The sequence below is a fragment of the Siphonobacter sp. BAB-5405 genome, from assembly GCF_002872335.1.
GTDB lineage: Bacteria > Bacteroidota > Bacteroidia > Cytophagales > Spirosomataceae > Siphonobacter.
In genome coordinates this window covers 83,518-104,613 of record NZ_NJAG01000006.1, presented here as the reverse complement: position 1 = coordinate 104,613, position 21,096 = coordinate 83,518, and the positions used below count along the sequence as shown (strand labels likewise).

Below are 21,096 nucleotides of genomic sequence, written 5' to 3'. Positions count from 1 at the left end.
TTTTGGCAGGTGACATTTTTGATTTCTGGCATGAATATCGCGAAGCCGTACCGAAGGGCTACGTTCGTTTTTTAGGAAAACTGGCTCAATTGCGGGACGAAGGTGTGGAAATTCACCTGTTCACGGGTAATCACGATTTATGGATGCGAGACTATTTTCCGAAGGAATTGAATATCCCTGTTCACCGTAATCCGATTGCTTTTCAGATCATTAGTAACCAAACGACGAAGCGTTTTTTGGTGGGTCACGGGGATGGTTTGGGTCCCGGCGACTGGGCCTACAAGCGGATTTTAAAACCGGTTTTTACCAATTCGTTTCTCCAGTTTTTGTTTCGCTGGTTACATCCAGACGTAGGGATTACGCTGGCTTACCGTTGGGCCCGACATTCGCGGGCGTCTAAAGCAGGGGAACCTGAAGAGTTTTTCCGCAGTGAAGAGGCCGAGTGGATTTTTCAATACTGCCGTGAAGTCGAATCTCAATCCCATCATGACTATTACATTTTTGGCCATCGGCATCTGATTCTGGATATGGATGTATCAGCTACCAGCCGATATATTAACATTGGAGAATGGATTTATACGCAGTCGTATGGCTGTTATGATGGGGAAACATTTGTAATGAAAATATTCGAGAATGATCCGGCCCTATTAGTCCCGGCAAACAAGAAATAGTTGATAGTTGATAGTTGATAGTTGATAGTTGATAGTTGATAGTTGATAGTTGATAGTTGATAGTTGATAGTTGATAGTTTTACAAACTATATTTCTTTTCAACAAATCAACTTCTTCTTTTTCAGTCGATTATCGATTTCGTAATAGCATCCCGGAGGTTAGAAACTTTCGGGATGTTTGCTTTTCGGGGTAGTGTACCATTAGCCCGCTTGTAATGCGGAGAATTGCGGAATGCCAATGGATACGGTGCATTACATACACTTTGACTTAACGAAAAAACCAGCGAAGTTTCGCTGGTTTCCCTATTCATTTATTAAAACTATTTACTAATTACTGCCCTGATTCACCCGTCCAGCTTCACTTTCCAGACCGGTACTGCGGCGACGGGAAGCCTGAATTTTAGAGTTTCCGAAGCGATACGAGAAGGTTAAGTTTGCTACCCGGTTCTCCCACTTATTCCGAATTTGCATGTCTACGTTGCCAAACACGAAACTTCCCCGGAATTGTTGCGACCAGAAAATATCGCGTACATTCAGCTTTAAGCTAGCTTTCTTATCCCAGAATTGTTTCTGTACCCCCACGGAAACCTGCCACATCGGCTCTCCCTTGATCGTACCTTCCAGAAACCCGCTCATGTAGAAACCGCTGATTTCTGCCGACCAGTTTTTAGGAAGCGTAAACTGGTTTTGTGTATTAAAGGTCGTCGTTACGATGCGTCCGTCAAATTCACCTCCATTAAGCAAGCCAACGAAGCGATTCCGGTTCACATTAAGGTAGTTGATGCTCATCCATTTTTTCGTGATAGGGATATTGGCCGAGATCGCTACGCCGTAGTTTTCGCGGAAACCAAAGTTTTCTTTGTTGATAAAGGTGGTACGAGCGGCATCGTCCTGACGTAAAACTTCGGTAATGATTCCATTCGAACGTCCGTAGTTTAAGGTGGTCGTTACGGCTCCCATAAACGTGTGCGTCACTTCAGCTACGTGCGAGAATTGGGGTCTCAGGTACGGATTTCCCTGCTGATACGTGTACAAATCAAGGAAGTACAGAAAGGGATTTAAATCCTCGTAATCAGGGCGATCGATGCGATAGCTATACGAAAAGCCTACGGTATTCTTCTTATTCAATTCCTGACGCACGAACACACTCGGGAACAGGTTCAGATAGTTCCGGCGAAAGCTCGTGTCTGACGTCACCTGATTCCCCTTCATCACCGTTTGCTCGCCACGCAGACCGAGTTGAACCGAGGTTTTCTTGATTTGCGTACTGTAGTTCAGATACGCGGCATTAATGTTTTCTCTGTAAATAAACTGGTTCGTACGACCGGGATCCACACGGGGTGCTTCTCCCTGCTGAATGGTGAATTTCATGTTGTTATCTGTCGTAACGAAAGCCGTTTTCAGACCTGCTTCCATTTTCGAATTTTTACTGAACGGATGCGTATAATCTACCTTTGCTGAATAAATATCCACGATGCCTTTGGTATTACCCACGTCGAAGCGGGGGATTTCCAAATCTACTCCGGCGGGATTCACCGTCGTAATTTTGTACCGCTGATCCGAGCGATTATCGTACCGGGCGTAGTCAACATCGGCCGTAAATTCCTTACCCGTTGAATCAATGGTATGTTTCAAATTCAGGTTGGTCGTCAGGCTTTTCCAGGTATTATCAAAGTCCTGACCCGTCGTTGTGGTTTTTTCCAGTACGCTGGTGCCTCTGTAAATTTTGGTGACGTTATCGCCTATACTACCCCAGCTTCCGGCATTTACATTCATTAAGACCCCAATCGTCGTCTTTTTCGAAGCAAAATAATCGGCCCCCAGTTTTACGTTGTTGTTGTGATTTCGGGTCGTATTCTCGGCAAACTGATCGTACAAAGCCGTCACCTCATCGCCCGAACGGAACTTGCGAACAATCGACTGATCCCGCCAGTTTTTACGAGCCCCGCCCGAATAATTACCAAAGACATTCCATTTGTTCTGACGATAGTTCAGGTTCAGACTACCATTTGCTTTGGGGTTCAATCCGTATCCGAAACCTAAGCTAGCCGAGCCATTCAAACCCGCGTTCTGGTTTTTCTTTGTCCGGATATTGATAATCCCGGCATTACCAGCCGCATCGTATTTGGAGGATGGATTGGTCATAATCTCAATTTTCTCCAGTTGATTCGCCTGCGTATTGCGGAGTAAATTAGCCAGATCTTCGTTGGACAGGTACGTAGGCTTCCCATCAATCATCACCCGTACCTGAGCTTTGCCTTTCAGCGAAATGTTACCGTCGCGGTCTACGGTTACGCCCGGAGCACGTTCGAGTACTTCCAGAGCGGTATTTCCAGCCGCCACAATGCTGTTTTCGACGTTGACAACCGTCTTATCGATTTGCTGTTCAATAAAAGGTTTGGCCGCAGCTACTCGTACCTCCTTCAGATCCTGCGAAGCAGGCTCCATTACTAAAGCAGCCAGTTTCACACTCGGCGATTCCGCATTCAGTACGAACGGCGGCGTTGTCTTTTTAGCAAATCCTACCTGCGTAAGCGTCACCAGGTAACGGCCTTCCGCCAAGCCTTCAATTTCAAAGGTACCATTGGCATCGGCTACTCCCCCCTTAGCCAAAGTCGAATCTTTGGCCTTGAGTACCATGATGGTAGCGAATTCAACGGCCTTTCCTGATACATCCGTAATCTTGCCCGATATGCTTCCCTGGAAGGGTTTCTGGGCAAATCCCAAGCCTATACCGGCTAGTAGAAAGGTTAGGATACATAGAATAGTTTTCATGGCTTTGATGGTAAGGAGACAGATAGAATTGGATGTTTTAATCTCGTTGATGACCCAAAGATGCGAGTCGAATGAAGTACTATGCAATACAAGCTACTATGAATTGCACAATAATCGGATGAACGGTAAAAAAGAGGGGATCAATTGAAGAACTAGAGGGGATAACTAATGGATGCAAAAGCCCCGGATGACGTTGCACGCCCCATCAAATATTTCGAAAAAAGAAAAGTCCGGTAGTCGTTCTAGCGACTACCGGACTCGGATCGTATCGGAATGATTATTCTTCCTTACGGGGAGCTTTTTCTTTTTCTACGGAGATATTCAACTGCGTGGGGTCGTCCATGACCTTACCCACATCCCGAATGAAGCGAATCACTTTGCCAAATCCACTTCTGGGTTTCTCCCGGGGTGGTACTTCTTCCTCTACTTCAATTCGCAGCTTGGTGGGATTGTCAATGACCTTACCCGCATTTTTGATAAACGTTACTACCTTGGAAAGTCCACCTTCGGACTCTTCCTGTAGAACTGATTTAGAAGCTTTTTTACGCTCAGACGCTTTGCTTTGACCCATAGCGGTCAATCCAAAGCCAAACACAAAAGACAAAAGAAGTATGCGTTTCAACATGAGCGGGTACTTTCGAAAATACAAACTTAAAATTCAGTCCTTACAAATACGTCACCATTCATCACTTTTAGCAAGTTTTATTTTAATTTTTTACAAAAAAAGCCTGTTTCGAACAGGCTTTTTTTGTAAAAACAAATAATCTTTTATTCGGTGAAGGTAGCGGCATCGGCCAGAAACTTCTTCAATCCACTATCCGTGAGCGGATGATTCAGTAAGGACGTGATGACGGACAGTGGGCAGGTAGCCACGTCAGCCCCAATCTCAGCACACTTGAGAATATGTACCGGATGACGAATCGATGCCGCCAGTACCTGCGTCAGGAAGCCATAGTTTTCGTAGATGGATACAATGGATTCGATCAGATCGATACCGTCCATGGAAATATCGTCCAGTCGGCCTACGAAGGGAGAAACGTACGTAGCTCCGGCTTTGGCTGCTAACAGGGCCTGCCCCACCGAAAATACCAGTGTACAGTTCGTCTTGATTTCCTTGTCAGCAAAATATTTGATTGCTTTTACGCCATCCCGAATCATGGGTACTTTCACCACGATTTTTTCGTCGATTTCCGCCAGCTCCTCTCCTTCCCGAATAATTCCCTTGAAGTCGGTGCTGATTACTTCCGCACTCACGTCCCCGTCTACAATATCACAAATGCTCTTGTAGTGCTTGAAAATGTTGTTTTTACCCTTGATTCCCACTTTGGCCATCAGCGAAGGATTGGTCGTTACGCCATCCAGTACGCCTAACTCGTGGGCTTCCCGAATTTCATCGAGATTGGCCGTATCAATGAAAAATTTCATACGCTACTCTTGGTTATACAGTTTAAAAAGAGGTCCGTTTACTACATTGATCCTGGGTACTCATTTCTTTAAAAGAGGGTTCAGGTGAAGGAAGTCCCTCTCTCTTTCTGGGTAAATGAGTAAAAAATTACGTCGCAAAACTACGGGAGTTTTTCATACTCCTCCCCTGCTTGGTCTTTGGATTTTGGAAAACCGGAACTCCCTCTCCGGCTTCCCCCATCAATACGCCTAAAAATCTGTTATTTTCGTACAATATTTAATAGTTAACCTCCCATTCTTCTTCCGACTTCTTTCCGAAGCTGGATGTATTTGTTTACAAACCTTATGAAATCATCAAGCCTTGTTCGCTGGTTACTCGTGGTTGTCATTGTTGGCGGCATTGGGTATCTGGTTTATGGCAAATTGAATCGTACTGAACAGAAAAAAGCCGGAAATGAGCGTGCAGGAGGAGGCGGTGGTCCAGCCCGGCCACTTTCGGTGGATGGATACGTAGTTAGTACCGAAAAATTAAGTAACAGTATTGAAACGACAGGTACGCTACAAAGCAACGAAGAGCTTTCGCTACAGCCGGAAATCAACGCCCGGGTCGTGAAAATCTACTTCAAAGAAGGCCAGCCCGTACCCAAAGGAGCCCTATTGATTAAACTCTTCGATGCCGATCTTTCTGCTCAGGTACTGAAAGTAAAAACCCAGCGGAAACTGGCTCAGAAATCGCTCGAACGTCTGCAGTACCTGCTCGAACGCGAAGGCGTCAGTAAGCAGGAAGTGGACGTGGCCCAATCCCAGGTTGAAGCCTACGACGCGGATCTGGCCGTAGCCAACGCTCAATTACAACGTACGGAAATCCGGGCTCCCTTTGCGGGCAAGATTGGTCTGCGGTACGTGAGTGAAGGAGCCATCGTTTCGCCCACCACGGTCATCGCCAGTTTTCAGCAAACCAATCCCCTGAAAGTTGATTTCTCGATTCCCGAAAAATATTCGGATGTCGTCCACATTGGCGACGGCGTTCGTTTCAACGTAGCGAGCGAGCGTACGGAATTTCAGGGAAAGGTTTACGCCATCGAACCCAAAATCGACCTGACCACCCGTACCATCAAACTGCGGGCACTGGTACCTAATGCCAACAATCAGCTCCGTCCCGGCCAGTTTGCCAAAGTGAACCTCCAGCTCGGCGAAACACCTGAAGCCTTACTGGTACCCTCACAGGCAATTATTCCAGGTACCAAAGATAAACAGGTGGTCGTTTCCCGCGGGGGCAAGGCTTCGTTCGTAACGGTAGAAACTGGCATCCGCACCGACACTAAAGTACAGGTGGTCAACGGCATTCAGGCCGGAGATACGGTGGTGATCAGCGGTATTCTTCAGATTAAACCGGATGCTCCGCTGAAGATCAGAAATGTAAAAAAGTAGCAGTACGCATTCCTATCTAAACGCACGGAAGAGTGGCACACGTATTTCATAGATCTCTGTGTTTCAGCGGCCTAAATATCTTCCCGTACTACTGATCTATTGAACTGGTTATAGTGTAAAAGATCCACGTATGAGCTTACCCTCTTTGTCCCTAAGTCGCCCCGTACTGGCCATCGTGATGAACATCATCATTGTGTTGTTCGGCTACGTCGGCTTTACGTTTCTGGGCGTTCGGGATTTCCCGGCGATTGACCCGCCCATTATCAACGTGCGTACCAGTTACGCCGGGGCTAACGCCGATATTATTGAATCACAGATTACCGAACCACTGGAAAAAGCCATCAACGGGATTGCCGGGGTACGCTCGATTTCTTCGTCCAGCAGCCAGGGAACGAGTAATATTACCGTTGAATTTAACCTGGAAGCCAACCTCGAAGCGGCCGCTAATGACGTACGTGATAAAGTAGCCCAGGCCCAGCGGCAGTTACCGAATGACCTTGATGCCCCGCCCGTTGTGAACAAGGCGGATGCCAACTCGGACGCCATCATTACGATGACCGTTCAAAGTACGACGCGGAACATTCTGGAAATTAACGATTACGGTACTAACGTTTTGCAGGAACGCCTGCAAACGATTCCAGGCGTCAGTAGCATTCAGATTTGGGGCGAGAAACGCTACGCCATGCGGTTGTGGCTCGATCCGGCTAAAATGGCTGCCTACAACATTACCGGCGTTGATGTACTAAATGCTTTGAATCGGGAAAACGTCGAACTTCCCTCCGGTAAAATTGCTGGTAATGCGACGGAATTAAGTATCCGTACGTTTGGTCGATTGACGACGGAAGAAGAGTTCAACAACATCATTCTTCGCAACCAGAATAGTCAGGTAGTTCGCTTTTCGGACATTGGTGAAGCCGTACTCGGTCCGGAAAACGAAGAAACCGCCATGCGGGGCAACGGCGTCGCCATGATCGGTATGGCGATTGTGCCGCAACCGGGTTCGAACTACGTAGCCATTGCCGACGATTTCTACAAGCGTCTGGAGGAAATCAAAAAGGATTTGCCGAAAGACATCCACCTGGATATTGCTCTGGACAATACGCGTTTCATCAAACGCTCCATTGAAGAAGTTGAAGAAACGCTCTTAATCTCGCTGGTACTGGTTGTTATTATTATCTACCTGTTCTTCCGGGACTGGGCCATCGCCTTCCGCCCCCTGATTGACATTCCGGTATCGCTGGTGGGAGCCTTTTTCATCATGTACATTTTCGGCTTTACGATCAACATTCTGACGATGCTGGCGATTGTACTGGCCACGGGTCTGGTCGTCGATGACGGGATTGTCGTAACGGAAAACATTTTCAAGAAACTCGAAGCCGGTATGCCCCGGATGCAGGCCGCCAAGGAAGGTTCGGAAGAAATCTTTTTCGCCGTTATTTCGACCTCGATTACGCTGGCCTTCGTATTCCTGCCCATTATCTTCCTGGAAGGGTTCGTCGGTCGTTTGTTCCGGGAATTCGGGATTGTCGTAGCCGGAGCCGTATTGATTTCGGCCTTCGTATCCCTGACGCTGACGCCAGTACTGAACGTGATCATGTCACGGAAGCAGCACAAAAACTCCTGGTTCTACGATAAAACGGAGCCTTTCTTCCAGTGGATGGATAAAGGTTATCACGATACACTGGCCAGTTTCATGAAGGTAAAATGGCTCGCCTGGGGAATCATCGCAGCCTGTTTTGGTCTGACGTACGTCTTGTTCAATACTATTCAGTCGGAGCTGGCTCCGCTGGAAGATCGTAGTCAGTTCCGTCTGTCCGTTACGGCTCCCGAAGGTACAGCTTACGATTATATGGATGACTACATGAGTCGCCTGACCCAGTTTGTAATCGATTCCGTACCCGAAAAACGAATTGTCATGAGCATTACGGCTCCCGGCTTCTCCGGAGCGGGCTCGGTCAACTCGGGTACCATTCGGATTGGTTTGAAGGAAATCAACGAACGCGAGCGGAGTCAGCAGCAGATTGTGGAGATGATCAACCGGAACACGAAGAATTTCCCCGAAGGAAAAGCTTTCGCCGTTCAGGAACAGACTATTGCGGTAAACCGTCGTGGTGGTCTACCCGTATCCTTCGTTATTCAGCACAATGATTTTGAAAAGCTGAAAGCCATGCTACCGAAATTTCTGGAAGCGGCCAATCAGCATCCTTCCTTGCAAGGGGTAGATATTGACCTGAAATTCAACAAGCCCGAGTTACGCGTGGAAATCGACCGGGCCAAAGCCAGTGAGCTGGGTGTATCGGTAGCCGATATTTCCGAAACCATGCAACTCGCCTACAGTAACCGTCGCTACGGCTACTTCACGCGGAATGGCAAGCAGTATCAGGTCATGGGTGAAGTATACCGCAAGGACCGTTCGCAACCCGTTGACTTACAGACCTTATACGTTAAAAATAGTCGCGGTGAGGCCATTCAGCTGGATAACCTCGTACACATCACCGAATCCACGACGCCTCCGCAATTGTACCACTACAACCGGTACAAGTCCGCGACCATCTCGGCCGGTCTGGCTCCGGGTATGACCATTGCCGATGGGATCAAAGCCATGCAGGCGGTGGCCCAGCAATTGAAGCTGAGTGAGCAGGGGTTTGCTACGGCTTTGACGGGTGCTTCGCGGGATTTTGCTGAAAGTTCGTCGAATACATCTTTCGCTTTCTTACTGGCCCTGGTCTTGATTTACCTGATTCTGGCGGCTCAGTTCGAAAGTTTTCTTGATCCGATTATCATCATGATTACCGTACCGCTGGCCCTGGCCGGAGCTTTGCTTTCACTCTGGCTGTTTGATCAGACGCTGAATATTTTCTCGCAGATCGGTATGATCATGCTGGTGGGTCTGGTTACGAAAAACGGTATTTTGATTGTGGAATTTGCCAACGAGCAACGGAAAGAGGGCCTGAGTAAAGTAGAAGCCGCCATCACCGCCGCTACCATGCGTTTACGCCCGATTTTGATGACCAGCTTAGCCATGGCACTGGGAGCCTTGCCGATTGCCTTGTCGCTGGGAGCCGCAGCCACAAGCCGTATTCCACTCGGGATTGTGATTGTCGGTGGTATCATGTTCTCTTTGATGCTGACGCTGTACGTCATTCCTGCCGTATACGCGATGATGTCCCGCCGGAAAGACGTAACCCCTACCAAGCAAAATGGCAAGGTAACGGAACCGGAAATGACGTTAGTGTAATTTGAATTTTATTCAGTAAAGATTTTAATAGATGCGTTGTTCGTCCTGTTGAGACGGCTGATCTTTTAGTCCGTATCGCGAACGCCACTCACTTCCTCTTGCTCCAGGCCACCGCATTGCTGAGGGAGCCACCATGGAATGGCAGGTGGCTTATCGCGATAGGACGGGGTTCGGGTTTATGCCGTCGACGATACCAATTCGATAATAACCAACAACTATGTTAGCGGAGGAAAACTCTCCCGCCATTGAGCCATTCCATAGGGGCAACTGAACGACCTGCGATAGCTGCAACGCAGTGGCCCATAGCAAGCTATCGTTAGGTGTGGAATGGCCGGGCATGGAATGCTGATAGGCTACTAACCAGCCAGCAAGGAGTACCGAACCCGGTCTGTTCAAAACGACATAATTAAACCATCATAAAGCGAGAAGGCCCGGAAGTTTGACTTCCGGGCCTTCTCGCTTTGTAGGAAAACTACCTTATTGCGTATCTTCTTTTTCCGAAGTGAAAAAGGTGTTGGCACTCTCCACGGGTTCTTCCTCTTTCGGGTACACGACGCATGGGAAACCAAACAGGCATTTATCCTTGATCATCGCCGCAACTTCGGTGGGTACGTACTGTTCCCAGCCTTCTTCGGCAGCCTTGATCATCGATAGTACGCGATCGGACTGAATGTGTAGGTTGAGTTTGTTGAAGCTTCGAATGTCTTCAATTTTATTATTGGAAATCAGATAACTAAATAAATCCCGGAGCTGGAAGGGCAACTGGAATTTGAAGCAGTTGGCCAGCGTACCGTCGGGCCGCAAGGCCGGGTACACATACAACTTGACTTTCCGGCTAAAGAGCGTCGCAAAGGCTTCCAGAATTCCCCCCGGCAGGTTGGCGTAATGCTGTTCGTCGAAGATGAATTCCAGGTTGGTATACCACTAATCAGACCGATTTTCAGCTTGGTCAGCTTCGCCAAATAGGAAATCAGCTTGTAATATTCGGTATAGTTGGAAACCATGACCGTCAGGCCCAGTTTCCCCAGAATGTCAACCCGGTCCAGGAAGTCTTTTTCGTTGATATCGTCACCGTCCCGCAGGTTTTGCAGGGTTAGCTCCGTTAGTACGACCACCCGGTTAGGATCTACTTCAGGGTCTTCCAGAAACTGGGCTACGCCGTTCTGTAACATATCCTGATGCACCAATGCAAAGGGCCGAAACCGTCCCCGAATCACCGCAATATGCTTTTTATATAGCGTATCGGCGGGTTGCAAATTTTGTCCGTTCGGTCCAAAAAGTGCCGCGTTGGTAAAACCATTTTTCACCAGATACAGACTCATCAACCGGTTATCGACTTTCTTAAAATCCGGGCCGTTGAAGCGAATCATGTCAATTTCAATCCGTTCGGTCGTCAGGTCATCCATGAGCGAACGGAGCAGAATTTCGGGCATCTGGTGGTAGTAATAACACCCGTAAATCAGGTTTACCCCGATGATACCCAATGCCTGCTGTTGCAGAATAGCGTCGTTGTCGAGCATCCGAACGTGAATAATTACATCATTGGGCTCCGACTGCGGCGAGAGCTGAAACCGTAAGCCAACCCAGCCGTGCGACTCGTTGGTCTTGTGGTAATTCAACGCGACTACTGTATCAGCAAACGAAAAAAAGCAGGTGTCTGCTCCCCGCTTTTGATCCAATCGTTCGATCAGCAGATCGTATTCATGCCGAAGCATTTTCATGAGTCGGCTTTCGACGACATACCGGCCACTTTCTTCAAGGCCATAAATGGCGTTGGAAAAGGTCATATCGTAGGCCGACATCGTTTTGGCAATCGTACCCGAAGCACCACCGGCCTTAAAGAAATTCGCGGCGACTTCCTGTCCAGCTCCAATCTCGGCGTACGAACCATAAATTCGCTTGTCGAGGTTGATTTTAAGAGCTTTTTGCTTGGTACCTAAATATTCGTACGTTGATGATGGCATAATCAAAACCGATAGATTCCTGCGGGTATGGGGTACTCGCAAAACTCGTTGTCGTTTGTTTCAGCAACTAAGTTAGGCCCTGAGGCTTTAACCTGTCAATAATAAAAACGTATTCTTGCTAAACAGTATAGATACGTTGCCGGTCCTCTGCACAGGTATGCTTAAAGTACCATACTTTCCCGCAAAGGTTCAGTCCGTATCCTTTTTCCCGAACGTGGGCAAATCCGTCAGGCGACTCAACTTCCCTGCCGGATCCAGTTGAAATACGAAATGTTCCATGCCGTTACTCAGGGCTACATAAGGAGCCTTGATGACGTGATTGTACCGCAGGGCCTGTTCCAGCACGGGAGTGGTGATTTTCACTTCCGGAGCTTTGCATTCTACGAGTAAAAAAGGCAGACCATCCCGGTCGTACATCACCAGATCGGAACGCTTGGCGGTCTTGTATACACTCAGGCCACCTTCAATTTTCAATAAACTTTTCGGGTACGCGTACGTCCCGACGAGCAAGGCCACAAAATGCTGACGCACCCATTCTTCGGGCGTCAGTACCAGCCATTTTTTCCGCAATCCACAGAAAATCTGCGTCAGCCCTTCCCACTCCCGAAGCTGATATTCGTAGGCGGGCAAGTTCAAGTTAACCATAATCGACTTGAATAATTTAACAGATTCAGATTTTTTTAGTACTTTTGCCAAATTTTACTATTTCTTAATACCCCAATCAATCGTATGACTTATACTTGTCCGATTGACTCATTATAGCTTATGAAAACGAAAGAAGAAATTGTCGGCAACTGGCTGCCTCGTTATACAGGAACTCCCTTAGAAGAATTTCGTCCGTATATTCTACTAACTAATTTCCACAATTACGTTGAAATGTTCGCGGAACGCTACGGCGTAGAAATCCGTGGGGTTGGCAAAGCCATGCAAACGGCTTCGGCGGGCCAAATTACTATCATTAACTTCGGTATGGGTAGCCCGGTAGCGGCAACCATCATGGATTTACTTTCGGCGATTCATCCCAAAGCCGTACTTTTCCTGGGAAAATGTGGCGGCCTTAAGAAACATACGCAATTAGGTGACCTGGTATTGCCCATTGCCGCCATTCGTGGCGAAGGTACGAGTAATGACTACATGCCCCCCGAAATTCCGGCTCTCCCCTCCTTCCGGTTACAACGGGCCGTATCATCCATGATTGTGAAGAACGGGATGGATTACTGGACAGGCACCGTGTATACGACCAACCGTCGGGTCTGGGAACACGACGAAAAATTCAAAGAGTACCTCCGACAGACCCGTGCGATGGCCGTAGACATGGAAACGGCTACGATTTTCGCAGTAGGTTTCGTTAATCAGATTCCTCACGGAGCCTTACTACTCGTATCCGATAACCCCATGATTCCCGAGGGCGTTAAGACGGAAGAAAGCGATAAGAAGGTAACGTCTCAGTTCGTCGAAAAGCACCTGCAAATTGGCATTGATTCACTGGAAGAACTGGCTCAGTCAGGTGGTTCCGTGAAACACTTACGGTTTGAGTAGTCGCTTATAAAAAAACAGAAAGTCGCAGGTAAGTCCCGAATCATATCCGGGGTCTACCTGCGACTTTCTGTTTTAACCGGTTTGCTATTTGCAGTATTGCTTGCGAGCGGGAGCCGCGGCTTTGTAGCCTAGTTCACTGGCCCGGCTTAAATCCATACATCCCTTGCTTTCATCGCCCTGGCTGTGCCGAATCAGGCCCCGCAGGTAATACGCCTCGGCATAAGCGGCATTGAAACGGATGGCATTGGAACAATCCTGGATGGCCCCTGCTTGTTCATTCATAGCTGAGCGAGCCAAGGCCCGGTGAAAGTACGCTTCCGGATAAATCGGATTCAATTCAATCGCTTTCGATAAGTCCAGAATAGCGGCTCGGGCGTCGCCCATTTTGTACTTGCTCATTCCCCGCACTTCGTACGCTTCAGCCCGTTCGTTCGAAAATTCCTGCATCCGACTGTTATCCACGATAGCATTCCGCAGGTTATCCAGCACGTTCTTGGAAATCGCTCCTCCGTATACGGGCTTAGCTTCCAGCATATTATCTACTTCAATGGCCCGGGTCAAATCCTCGATGGCCTCTTTCGAAGCTCCGGTCCGGGTTTTGGCCAGCCCCCGGCCGTAAAACGCCATGGCATTTTCCGGATCCATCGATAAGGCTTTTTCAAAATCAGCCAGGGCTCCTTTGTAATCATATACCTGATACTTTCCAAAACCCCGCTGACAATACGAATCCACGTTTTCAGGATCCAGGGTAATGGCCGTATTATAGTCGGCTACGGCAGCTTTAGGGTTCGAAAGTTTGGTATAGGTAAAGGCCCGGGCCAGGTATACCTGCGGTAGTCGCGAGTTGAGCTGACTTACGTGGGTTAAATCTTTCAAGGCTGCCTGATATTCACCCAGCCTGTTTTTGCACAAGCCGCGAGCATAATAAGCCTGAATGTTTTCCGGTTGCAGTTCAATTACGTTCGTAAAGTCCTGAATCGCTGCCTGGTAGTACTCCAGCTTACTCCGAATCATCCCCCGGTTGAGGTACGCCCGGCTATCCGTCGCGTCCATTTCTACGGCTTTGTTCAGGTCCGTGAGAGCCGCCTGATACTCATTTTGTTTGTAACGACTATCACCACGAGCCAGCAAAGCGTCGTAATAATTGGCTTTCAGGGAAATGGCCCGATCATAATCCTGAATGGCTCCCGGATGATCATCCAGCAGGGCTTTGCACAAGCCTCGATTGTAGTACGCCTGCGGGTTTTCGGGCGTCATACTGATGACCTGACTAAAATCCGCCAGGGCACCTTTGTAATCATTCGTTTTACTCTTTTGCAACCCGCGACTGAAAAACTCGGTCGGGGTTTGGGCTTGCAGTTCTGACGCCCAGAAAAGCGTCAGAAGAATAGCAAGGAAATGTCTTTTCATCAAGCAGATTTAAATGTGTACGCTATAGGTATCTTCATTAGCTAGGTAGTGCTGACTGTTTTGGTATGGGTATACAAAGGTATATTCTTCGGATGAAAAAAAGGAAGCAAACCATTTTCCAACGCCTTTTACTCAACCCCTAGTCAGCTTGATTTTAGCCATCTTCAGACATTAAAGCAACTGCCCGATTCCGAAGAGAATGACAAACAAAAGCGTAGAAAGCGACATTCGTTTCAGATACGGATCAATTTCTTCGGGTCGTTGTCCTTTCTGTACGCCACTGGCTATTTTCCAGAATAGCGGAAGTGTGAGCAGAAACAGGTAACTGCTCCAGTTGGGATGCTCCAGAATGACATAGGCCGCCGCACATACCAGTCCTGTACTCAGCAACAGCCAGTGATAGGTTTTCGCCCGAGCGGCTCCCAGCCGTACAGGAATCGAATTTTTTCCGTTCCGACGGTCGTTATCCAGGTCCCGGATATTATTAATATTCAGTACCCCTACCGCAAATACGCCGCAACTGGTGGCGGGCAGCAGAATACTCCAGTCGAGCGAACGGGTATGCAGGTAATACGTACCCAGCACACCTACCCAACCAAAAAACATCAGTACCGACAAATCACCCAGACCGGCATACCCGTACGGTCGTTTTCCAACCGTGTACGTAATCGCCGCAATGATGCAGAGAATGCCGAGGCCCAGAAAGTACCAGAACTCCTGGCCCGTACCGCCTTCGAGGGCGATATACAGCAGCCATAGGCCCGACGCTAGCGTCAGTACCGAAAAAGAAAGGATGGCCGTACGCATCTGTTCTTTGGTGATGGCACCGGTTTGTACGGCCCGCGTAGCTACTTTTCGCTCATCGTTGTCGAGACCCGAAACGCTGTCTCCGTAATCGTTAGCAAAATTGGAAAGTACCTGCAACAGAACGGTCGTCAGGACGGCCAGACCAAAAACGGACCAGCGAAAACCACCCTGAGCGGCGGCCAGAAAACTGCCCATCAGGATGCAGGAAAGGGACAGAGGCAGGGTACGGGGGCGGGCTGCCGAAATCCAGGAACGCATATGCTTGCGGAGTTTAATAAAAGTGTCTCGGTATAGACGCTCTGTTGGTGTTCAGGAAACAAAGGGGATACAAAAGTAAGCGTTCACCGGACTTGCCCAAAATGCGTGCTGCCAGCAAAAGAGCTGGCAGCGGCAGAACGTTCGTTCAAAGCAATGATTACTTGATCGCTTCCAGAAACTCCGGACTATCGGGTTTCACTTTAGAAGCAAAGAAGTGCGTTAGTTCGCCTTTTTCGTTGATAACGTACTTGCAGAAATTCCAGGTCGGCACTTTATCGTTCCAGCCGTTCAGGTCTTTCGTAGACAACCATTTGTACAGCGGAGCCTGTTCGGCCCCTTTCGTGGCTACTTTGGAGAACATGGGGAACGTTACGCCATAGTTTTTCTGGCAGAAAGCTCCAATTTCCTCTTCAGAACCGGGTTCCTGACCACCAAAATCATTGGAAGGGAAACCGAGTACCTCTACCTTACCTTTGTTGGCTTCGTAGAATTTTTCCCAATCGGCGTACTGCGGAGTGAAACCACACTTGGAAGCCGTATTCAGAATGATCACTTTCTTGCCTTTGTACTTAGACAAGTCTACTTCTTTGCCATCCAGTGACTTCACCTTGAAATCGTACAGGGTTTGTTTAGCCGGCACCATGTTTTCCGGACGGGTCACTGCCTCGTTTTTATCGGCAAATAAGCCCGTTAGTAAGGTTCCTAACATAAGCATGAGTTTTACCATGATCAAATGCGATAAGGAGTTTGATTAGTTCGACTAGTAAACGAAAAGTTTATCCATAAGGTTGCCTCACTGGCCAAATCGGCGAGTCAGCCAATTCTGTGCAATATACAAGAAGTTCAGTGCTTCGCTGCTGAAACGCAGGCGGTTCTTTCTTCTTACCTTTGTTGCTCGTTTTTTTGAGAATTCGAATTCATGCAGAAGAAAAATCCATACGAAAAAAAAGAAGATACCCGCTTTGCTGTTGCTGAGCCGGCAGAACTGATGACGTTCCTACTGAAGCAGTTTCCTTCCAAGAATCGCAATAACGTCAAGTCCCTGTTGCGGGACAAGCAGGTACTGGTAGATGGGAAAGTTACGTTTCAGTACAACTACGTTTTACAACCGGGACAGGAAGTAAAAGTCCGCTGGGCAAAAGCTCCCGAGGAGCGAAAGTATGACGGTCTGAAAATCGTTTTCGAAGACGAACACCTGATCGTCATTGAGAAAGAAGCTGGCCTACTTTCCATGGCGACGGAGAAGGAAAAACGCCGGACGGCCTACCACTTACTGAGCGAGCACGTAAAAGCCAAGAAGCCCGGCAACAAGATTTTCATCATTCACCGCCTGGACCGTGAAACTTCAGGCCTGATGATGTTCGCCAAGAGTGAAGCCATTCAGAAGAAAGTACAGGAATCCTGGCAGTCTACCACGAAAGAACGAATTTATCTGGCTCTGGTGGCGGGTGTACTGCGTCAGCCGGCGGGTGTCATTAATACCAATCTGGTGGAAAGTGAAAAGTCCATGATGGTGTACGTGACCCAAAATCCGGAACGCGGTCAAACGGCCGTGACGCATTACGAAACTCTGCAGAAAAACGCTCGTTTTTCCCTCTTGAAAGTACAACTGGAAACGGGTCGCAAGAACCAGATTCGCGTACACCTCCAGAGTATTGGTCACCCCATCGTTGGCGACAAAAAGTACGAGTCAAGACACGATCCGATCCATCGACTGGGCCTACACGCCTGGGTACTGGCCTTTCAGCATCCGGTTACGGGCGAGCAACTTCGTTTTGAAACGGCCATTCCGCGGAAGTTTCTGGATGTGGTGAAGTAGGGCTTTTGACAATCGTCGGGACTGTTACAAATACTTGTACGAGGGCTACATTACCAGTGGCTTCTCTATTCAGTCAAGGTCAACCCCGGAGGGGTTCAATGTGCATAGCCCCGTAATGCGGAGAACTCGGTACAGCCCGGTAGGCACAGCCTACCAACTAAAAAGTCCGTAGCGGATGCTACGGACAACTCGCCTCCCGGAGAGGTCGCTTTGAAAGCTTTTTTCTGAATTAGTACAAATAAAAAACCGGCCGAAAGTCTTGAGACTTTCGGCCGGTTCACGAAAACATCCGTTGTTGCAACGGCTGTTGTGACGCTCCTACTTACATCCGCTCCGGTACCGTGACGCCCAGCAGGTTCATAGACTTCCGAATCACTTCTGCGACGGACTTCGATAAAGCCACCCGGAATTGTTTCTTCTCCAGATTTTCTTCCGCAAAAATGGGTACTTCACTAAAGAACTGGCTGTACGTTTTGGCCAGATCGTACACATACTGGGCAATCAGAGCCGGACTGTACAGACTGGCCGCATCGTCCACCCGTTGCGGGAACTGACTCAGCGTAAAGATCAGATCACGTTCACTCGATTGCAGGTCAATGCTCTGTGGTGCGGTAGGCGTCAGTTGCAATTGATCGGCCTTGCGTAAGATCGAGCAGATCCGGGCGTGGTTGTACTGAATGTACGGACCCGTATTTCCCTGAAAATCTACACTTTCCTGCGGATTAAACAGCATCCGTTTTTTCGGATCAACTTTCAACAGGAAATATTTCAGGGCTCCCATCGCCAGTGTATGGTACAGCGACTGGGCTTCTTCTTCCGTAAAACCGTCGATTTTGCCCAGTTCTTTCGTCATGGCTTCGGCGGTTTCCTTCATTTCCTTCATCAAATCGTCGGCATCCACTACCGTACCCTCGCGGGACTTCATTTTTCCACTCGGCAGATCCACCATGCCGTAGCTCAGGTGGTAGAGTCCGGCCGCGTAGGGTCGTCCCAGTTTCTGCATGATCAGGAACAGTACTTTGAAGTGGTAATCCTGCTCGTTACCAACCACGTATACGGATTTCTGCATCGGAAAATCCTTGGCCTTTAAATCAGCCAATCCCAAGTCCTGGGTAATGTATACTGAAGTACCGTTCGAACGCAGCACCAGCTTTTCATCCAATCCATCGGCCGTCAGATCAATCCATACCGAGTTATCCGGACGGCGGTAGAATACTCCTTTTTCCAGCCCTTCCTCGATGATGTCTTTCCCTAGCAGGTACGTATCCGATTCGTAGTAAATCTTGTCGAAATTCACGCCCATTTTCTGGTACGTTTCGTCAAAACCGGCGTATACCCAGCTGTTCATCATTTCCCACAAGCCGATCGTAGCCGGATCGCCTTCTTCCCACTTCAGCAACATGGCTTCGGCCTGCTTCAGCAAGGGGGCTTCCTTCTCGGCCTTTTCCTTTTCCATGCCACCGGCTACGAGTTCTTCGATCTGAGCTTTGTAAGCCTTATCGAAAGCCACGTAGTATTTACCAACCAAATGATCGCCTTTGATGTCGCTGGTAGCGGGTGTCTCGCCGTGACCAAATAACTGGTACGCCAGCATGGACTTACAGATGTGAATACCCCGGTTGTTTACCACGTTGGTTTTCATCACCTCATAGCCGCTCATTTTCAAGATTTCAGCGATAGAGTAGCCCAGAAAATTATTCCGCAGGTGCCCCAGGTGCAGGGGTTTATTCGTATTGGGTGACGAATATTCTACCATTACCTTTTCGCCCTTCGCGGGTAGCTGGCCGTAGTGCTCATTCGCGTGGATCGTTCCGAAGAGTTCCAGCCATACCTGATCGGCAATGCTCAGGTTCAGAAAACCCTGTACAACGTTGAAGGCAGAAACCACTCCGCCCTGAGCCAGCACGTACTCGCCCAGTTTGGTACCGATTTCAACGGGACTTTTTTTCAGCTGCTTCGCGTAAGGAAAGCAAACGAAGGTATAGAAGCCTTCAAATTCTTTTTTGGTCGGTTGCAGCTGTAATTCCGAAGGAGCCACCTCCAGGTCAAACTCCTGCCGGAGAGCCGCGGCCAGACTGGCCTGTATTTGTTCGGTGAGATTCATAGTCAGTCAAAAACCCTGCAAAATTATACGAATTGCGGCACCGAGCTAATCCCAAGGTTGACAAAGTACAGGATTCATGCCTTCCCCTCCCGCTCAACTAACCATAAATCCCCCCTTACCCGCTGACGTTCTGGTTTTTATTAGCTAAGATTTTGCAGCTTCTCAAATCTTTTGTTTCGTCGTTTTTTTCAAAGATTAATACCTGATCAAGAATCAATTAATAAGTTTTATTGAGGAGAAATAAGCATCCCCTTTAGCTTTATCCATGAACGTTATAAACTGTTAAATAGTGTTAATTACATTCCTCAGTTAAGAACTGTTTATACCTTCACGGAAATCATATCAATCTACGCTTATGAAGTTTTATCTTTTACTCCTATCTCTTTTCTGTATTCATCTAACACCAGCTTCTGCTCAGCTCCCTGCCGGAACCAAACTCCGGGGAATACGACCAACGCTTACTACACAGAATGTATTTTTAAAAAATCCTTCAACTACCCATCATACTTCCGACATTTCGCTTGAATTAATGTATGGTAAATTTATTCGGGAAAATGTGGCTCATGGTTGGAGTATTACACCAGGATTTGGGATTAATTCGGAAGTAATGAGTTGGCTACCACAATTGAAAATCAATTACTTTAATCGCCGTTATGTTCCAATTACTTCTGGAATTTACGCGTTTGCGGAAGGTACGGTTGGCGTACAAAGCCAGTTGGGATTATCCTCGGGCAATTACTACAAAAACCCGTTTCTGCAATCCTACACAGCTTTTGCAGCGTTGAATGCCGGACTCACTTATTTCTACAAAAATGACTGGACTCTGGAAGCCAAAGCAAACCTGGGAACACTTTCGGTGAGTCACCTACGCAGCAAACCTGAATCTCACTCTACCGCCGTTTCGCTGGAATCTTCTTTGTCTGCTCAGCTTTTTACCCTGGGGATTACCCGCTATATCCGCAGTGGCAATTCCAAATCTACAATCTTTGAAACAGACCAGAATACGCCCTACACGGCAGGCCAACGCTATTGGGAAGGTCGCCTTAGTTCCAATTTTAATTTCATTAAGCCCTCCGCAATTAACTCTTCGAATAGTCAATCCATAAACATTGGTTTTTCGACGGCCCGGTTTGTTTCAGACAAACAAGCGAGAGGATTTGGTTTATCCGCTATTTTCTCCAATCTAAACGCTAAATCAGAGTTATATCCTCCATCTTCTATGAAATTTGGCGGAGCTACTGCGTTTATTTTCCGGGAACATTACCTTCCGTTAGGCAAAAAATTATCTTTAATTGGCAGTGTATATTTAACGGGTTTTTACACAATGAATCGGACTAAACATCTGGAGCAAAATACTACGGAACACTCCTTAGACATTAACCCATCGATCAGACCTGCCATTCAATATCAACTCACGGATCGATGGGCCGTTACGGCTCATATTGGTACATTGAGTATAGCCTCTGCCAACTTGACTTTGGATAAACAGAAAGATTACAGCAATGAACCCGTCAATCGTTTTCAAACGGGTCTTAGTTTTTCGCCTGCCTATACCATCGGCAACTCAGGTATTTCGTTCCGTTATTTTCCAGGTCGATAGTAACGTAAGAAAATTATAACTTTCTCCCTACCAGACCCGTTCTAGCCTAGAGCGGGTCTTTTGGCTTTCTAGGTCTT

Annotated in this window: 14 protein-coding genes and 1 pseudogene; 6 read left to right on the top strand and 9 right to left on the bottom strand. The window is 47.9% G+C overall.

Features of this window, described 5'->3' with window-relative positions; all coding sequences use genetic code 11:
- The first annotated feature begins 2 nt into the window (after positions 1 to 2).
- Positions 3 to 671 (top strand): UDP-2,3-diacylglucosamine diphosphatase, encoded by a 669-nt coding sequence (locus tag BWI97_RS05650; RefSeq protein WP_369826543.1) that lies wholly within the window; start codon positions 3 to 5, stop codon positions 669 to 671.
- A 326-nt stretch (positions 672 to 997) separates the two neighbouring features.
- Here the strand turns inward: BWI97_RS05650 and BWI97_RS05645 are convergent, their stop codons facing one another.
- From BWI97_RS05645 to fsa, 3 genes are all read right to left on the bottom strand, one after another.
- Entirely contained in the window at positions 998 to 3,445 is a 2,448-nt protein-coding gene (locus tag BWI97_RS05645) for an outer membrane beta-barrel protein (RefSeq protein WP_094814593.1), read from the bottom strand.
- A gap of 277 nt (positions 3,446 to 3,722) precedes the next feature.
- The gene (locus BWI97_RS05640; RefSeq protein WP_146010877.1) at positions 3,723 to 4,070 is read right to left on the bottom strand and encodes a hypothetical protein; all 348 of its coding nucleotides are present in this window, start codon (positions 4,068 to 4,070) and stop codon (positions 3,723 to 3,725) included.
- Positions 4,071 to 4,213: 143 nt separating this feature from the next.
- The gene (gene fsa / locus BWI97_RS05635; protein WP_102200314.1) at positions 4,214 to 4,870 is read right to left on the bottom strand and encodes a fructose-6-phosphate aldolase; all 657 of its coding nucleotides are present in this window, start codon (positions 4,868 to 4,870) and stop codon (positions 4,214 to 4,216) included.
- 324 nt (positions 4,871 to 5,194) lie between these two features.
- Between fsa and BWI97_RS05630 the strand changes: the two genes are divergently transcribed.
- Both BWI97_RS05630 and BWI97_RS05625 read left to right on the top strand, forming a co-directional pair.
- Complete coding sequence (locus BWI97_RS05630; protein WP_158242695.1) at positions 5,195 to 6,280, top strand: efflux RND transporter periplasmic adaptor subunit; 1,086 nt, start codon at positions 5,195 to 5,197, stop codon at positions 6,278 to 6,280.
- Positions 6,281 to 6,410: 130 nt separating this feature from the next.
- Positions 6,411 to 9,518: an efflux RND transporter permease subunit gene (locus tag BWI97_RS05625; RefSeq protein ID WP_102200313.1), complete on the top strand. Its 3,108-nt coding sequence runs from the start codon at positions 6,411 to 6,413 to the stop codon at positions 9,516 to 9,518.
- 477 nt (positions 9,519 to 9,995) lie between these two features.
- Here the strand turns inward: BWI97_RS05625 and BWI97_RS05620 are convergent.
- Both BWI97_RS05620 and BWI97_RS05615 read right to left on the bottom strand, forming a co-directional pair.
- Positions 9,996 to 11,482: pseudogene (locus BWI97_RS05620) on the bottom strand (TonB-dependent receptor).
- A gap of 189 nt (positions 11,483 to 11,671) precedes the next feature.
- The gene (locus BWI97_RS05615; protein WP_102200312.1) at positions 11,672 to 12,127 is read right to left on the bottom strand and encodes a type I restriction enzyme HsdR N-terminal domain-containing protein; all 456 of its coding nucleotides are present in this window, start codon (positions 12,125 to 12,127) and stop codon (positions 11,672 to 11,674) included.
- 120 nt (positions 12,128 to 12,247) lie between these two features.
- Between BWI97_RS05615 and BWI97_RS05610 the strand changes: the two genes are divergently transcribed.
- Positions 12,248 to 13,021: an AMP nucleosidase gene (locus BWI97_RS05610; protein ID WP_094813906.1), complete on the top strand. Its 774-nt coding sequence runs from the start codon at positions 12,248 to 12,250 to the stop codon at positions 13,019 to 13,021.
- A gap of 84 nt (positions 13,022 to 13,105) precedes the next feature.
- Here BWI97_RS05610 and BWI97_RS05605 read toward each other — a convergent pair whose 3' ends face one another.
- The 3 genes from BWI97_RS05605 to BWI97_RS05595 all read right to left on the bottom strand — a co-directional run bounded on the left by BWI97_RS05605 (position 13,106) and on the right by BWI97_RS05595 (position 16,205).
- Entirely contained in the window at positions 13,106 to 14,431 is a 1,326-nt protein-coding gene (locus BWI97_RS05605) for a tetratricopeptide repeat protein (protein WP_102200311.1), read from the bottom strand.
- Between the two features lie 171 nt (positions 14,432 to 14,602).
- A complete protein-coding gene (locus tag BWI97_RS05600; protein WP_094813902.1) occupies positions 14,603 to 15,496 on the bottom strand; it encodes a 1,4-dihydroxy-2-naphthoate polyprenyltransferase in 894 nt (297 codons plus the stop codon).
- Positions 15,497 to 15,653: 157 nt separating this feature from the next.
- Positions 15,654 to 16,205, bottom strand: coding sequence for a glutathione peroxidase (locus BWI97_RS05595; RefSeq protein ID WP_094813908.1), 552 nt, complete (start codon positions 16,203 to 16,205; stop codon positions 15,654 to 15,656).
- Between the two features lie 210 nt (positions 16,206 to 16,415).
- On the opposite strand from BWI97_RS05595, the gene BWI97_RS05590 reads away from it, so the two are divergent.
- Positions 16,416 to 17,315, top strand: a complete 900-nt coding sequence (locus tag BWI97_RS05590; RefSeq protein ID WP_102200310.1) for an RluA family pseudouridine synthase — start codon at positions 16,416 to 16,418, stop codon at positions 17,313 to 17,315.
- A 322-nt stretch (positions 17,316 to 17,637) separates the two neighbouring features.
- On the opposite strand, the gene argS is transcribed toward BWI97_RS05590, so the two are convergent.
- The gene (gene argS, locus BWI97_RS05585; protein WP_102200309.1) at positions 17,638 to 19,419 is read right to left on the bottom strand and encodes an arginine--tRNA ligase; all 1,782 of its coding nucleotides are present in this window, start codon (positions 19,417 to 19,419) and stop codon (positions 17,638 to 17,640) included.
- Positions 19,420 to 19,774: 355 nt separating this feature from the next.
- On the opposite strand from argS, the gene BWI97_RS05580 reads away from it, so the two are divergent.
- The gene (locus BWI97_RS05580; protein ID WP_146010876.1) at positions 19,775 to 21,019 is read left to right on the top strand and encodes a hypothetical protein; all 1,245 of its coding nucleotides are present in this window, start codon (positions 19,775 to 19,777) and stop codon (positions 21,017 to 21,019) included.
- Positions 21,020 to 21,096 lie beyond the last annotated feature (77 nt).

Coding starts and splice junctions, on each gene's coding strand:
- BWI97_RS05645 (WP_094814593.1), bottom strand. CDS start 3,445: ATGAAAACTATTCTATGTATCCTAACCTTTCTACTAGCCGGTATAGGC.
- BWI97_RS05640 (WP_146010877.1), bottom strand. CDS start 4,070: ATGTTGAAACGCATACTTCTTTTGTCTTTTGTGTTTGGCTTTGGATTG.
- fsa (WP_102200314.1), bottom strand. CDS start 4,870: ATGAAATTTTTCATTGATACGGCCAATCTCGATGAAATTCGGGAAGCC.
- BWI97_RS05630 (WP_158242695.1), top strand. CDS start 5,195: ATGAAATCATCAAGCCTTGTTCGCTGGTTACTCGTGGTTGTCATTGTT.
- BWI97_RS05625 (WP_102200313.1), top strand. CDS start 6,411: ATGAGCTTACCCTCTTTGTCCCTAAGTCGCCCCGTACTGGCCATCGTG.
- BWI97_RS05615 (WP_102200312.1), bottom strand. CDS start 12,127: ATGGTTAACTTGAACTTGCCCGCCTACGAATATCAGCTTCGGGAGTGG.
- BWI97_RS05610 (WP_094813906.1), top strand. CDS start 12,248: ATGAAAACGAAAGAAGAAATTGTCGGCAACTGGCTGCCTCGTTATACA.
- BWI97_RS05605 (WP_102200311.1), bottom strand. CDS start 14,431: ATGAAAAGACATTTCCTTGCTATTCTTCTGACGCTTTTCTGGGCGTCA.
- BWI97_RS05600 (WP_094813902.1), bottom strand. CDS start 15,496: ATGCGTTCCTGGATTTCGGCAGCCCGCCCCCGTACCCTGCCTCTGTCC.
- BWI97_RS05595 (WP_094813908.1), bottom strand. CDS start 16,205: ATGTTAGGAACCTTACTAACGGGCTTATTTGCCGATAAAAACGAGGCA.
- BWI97_RS05590 (WP_102200310.1), top strand. CDS start 16,416: ATGCAGAAGAAAAATCCATACGAAAAAAAAGAAGATACCCGCTTTGCT.
- argS (WP_102200309.1), bottom strand. CDS start 19,419: ATGAATCTCACCGAACAAATACAGGCCAGTCTGGCCGCGGCTCTCCGG.
- BWI97_RS05580 (WP_146010876.1), top strand. CDS start 19,775: ATGAAGTTTTATCTTTTACTCCTATCTCTTTTCTGTATTCATCTAACA.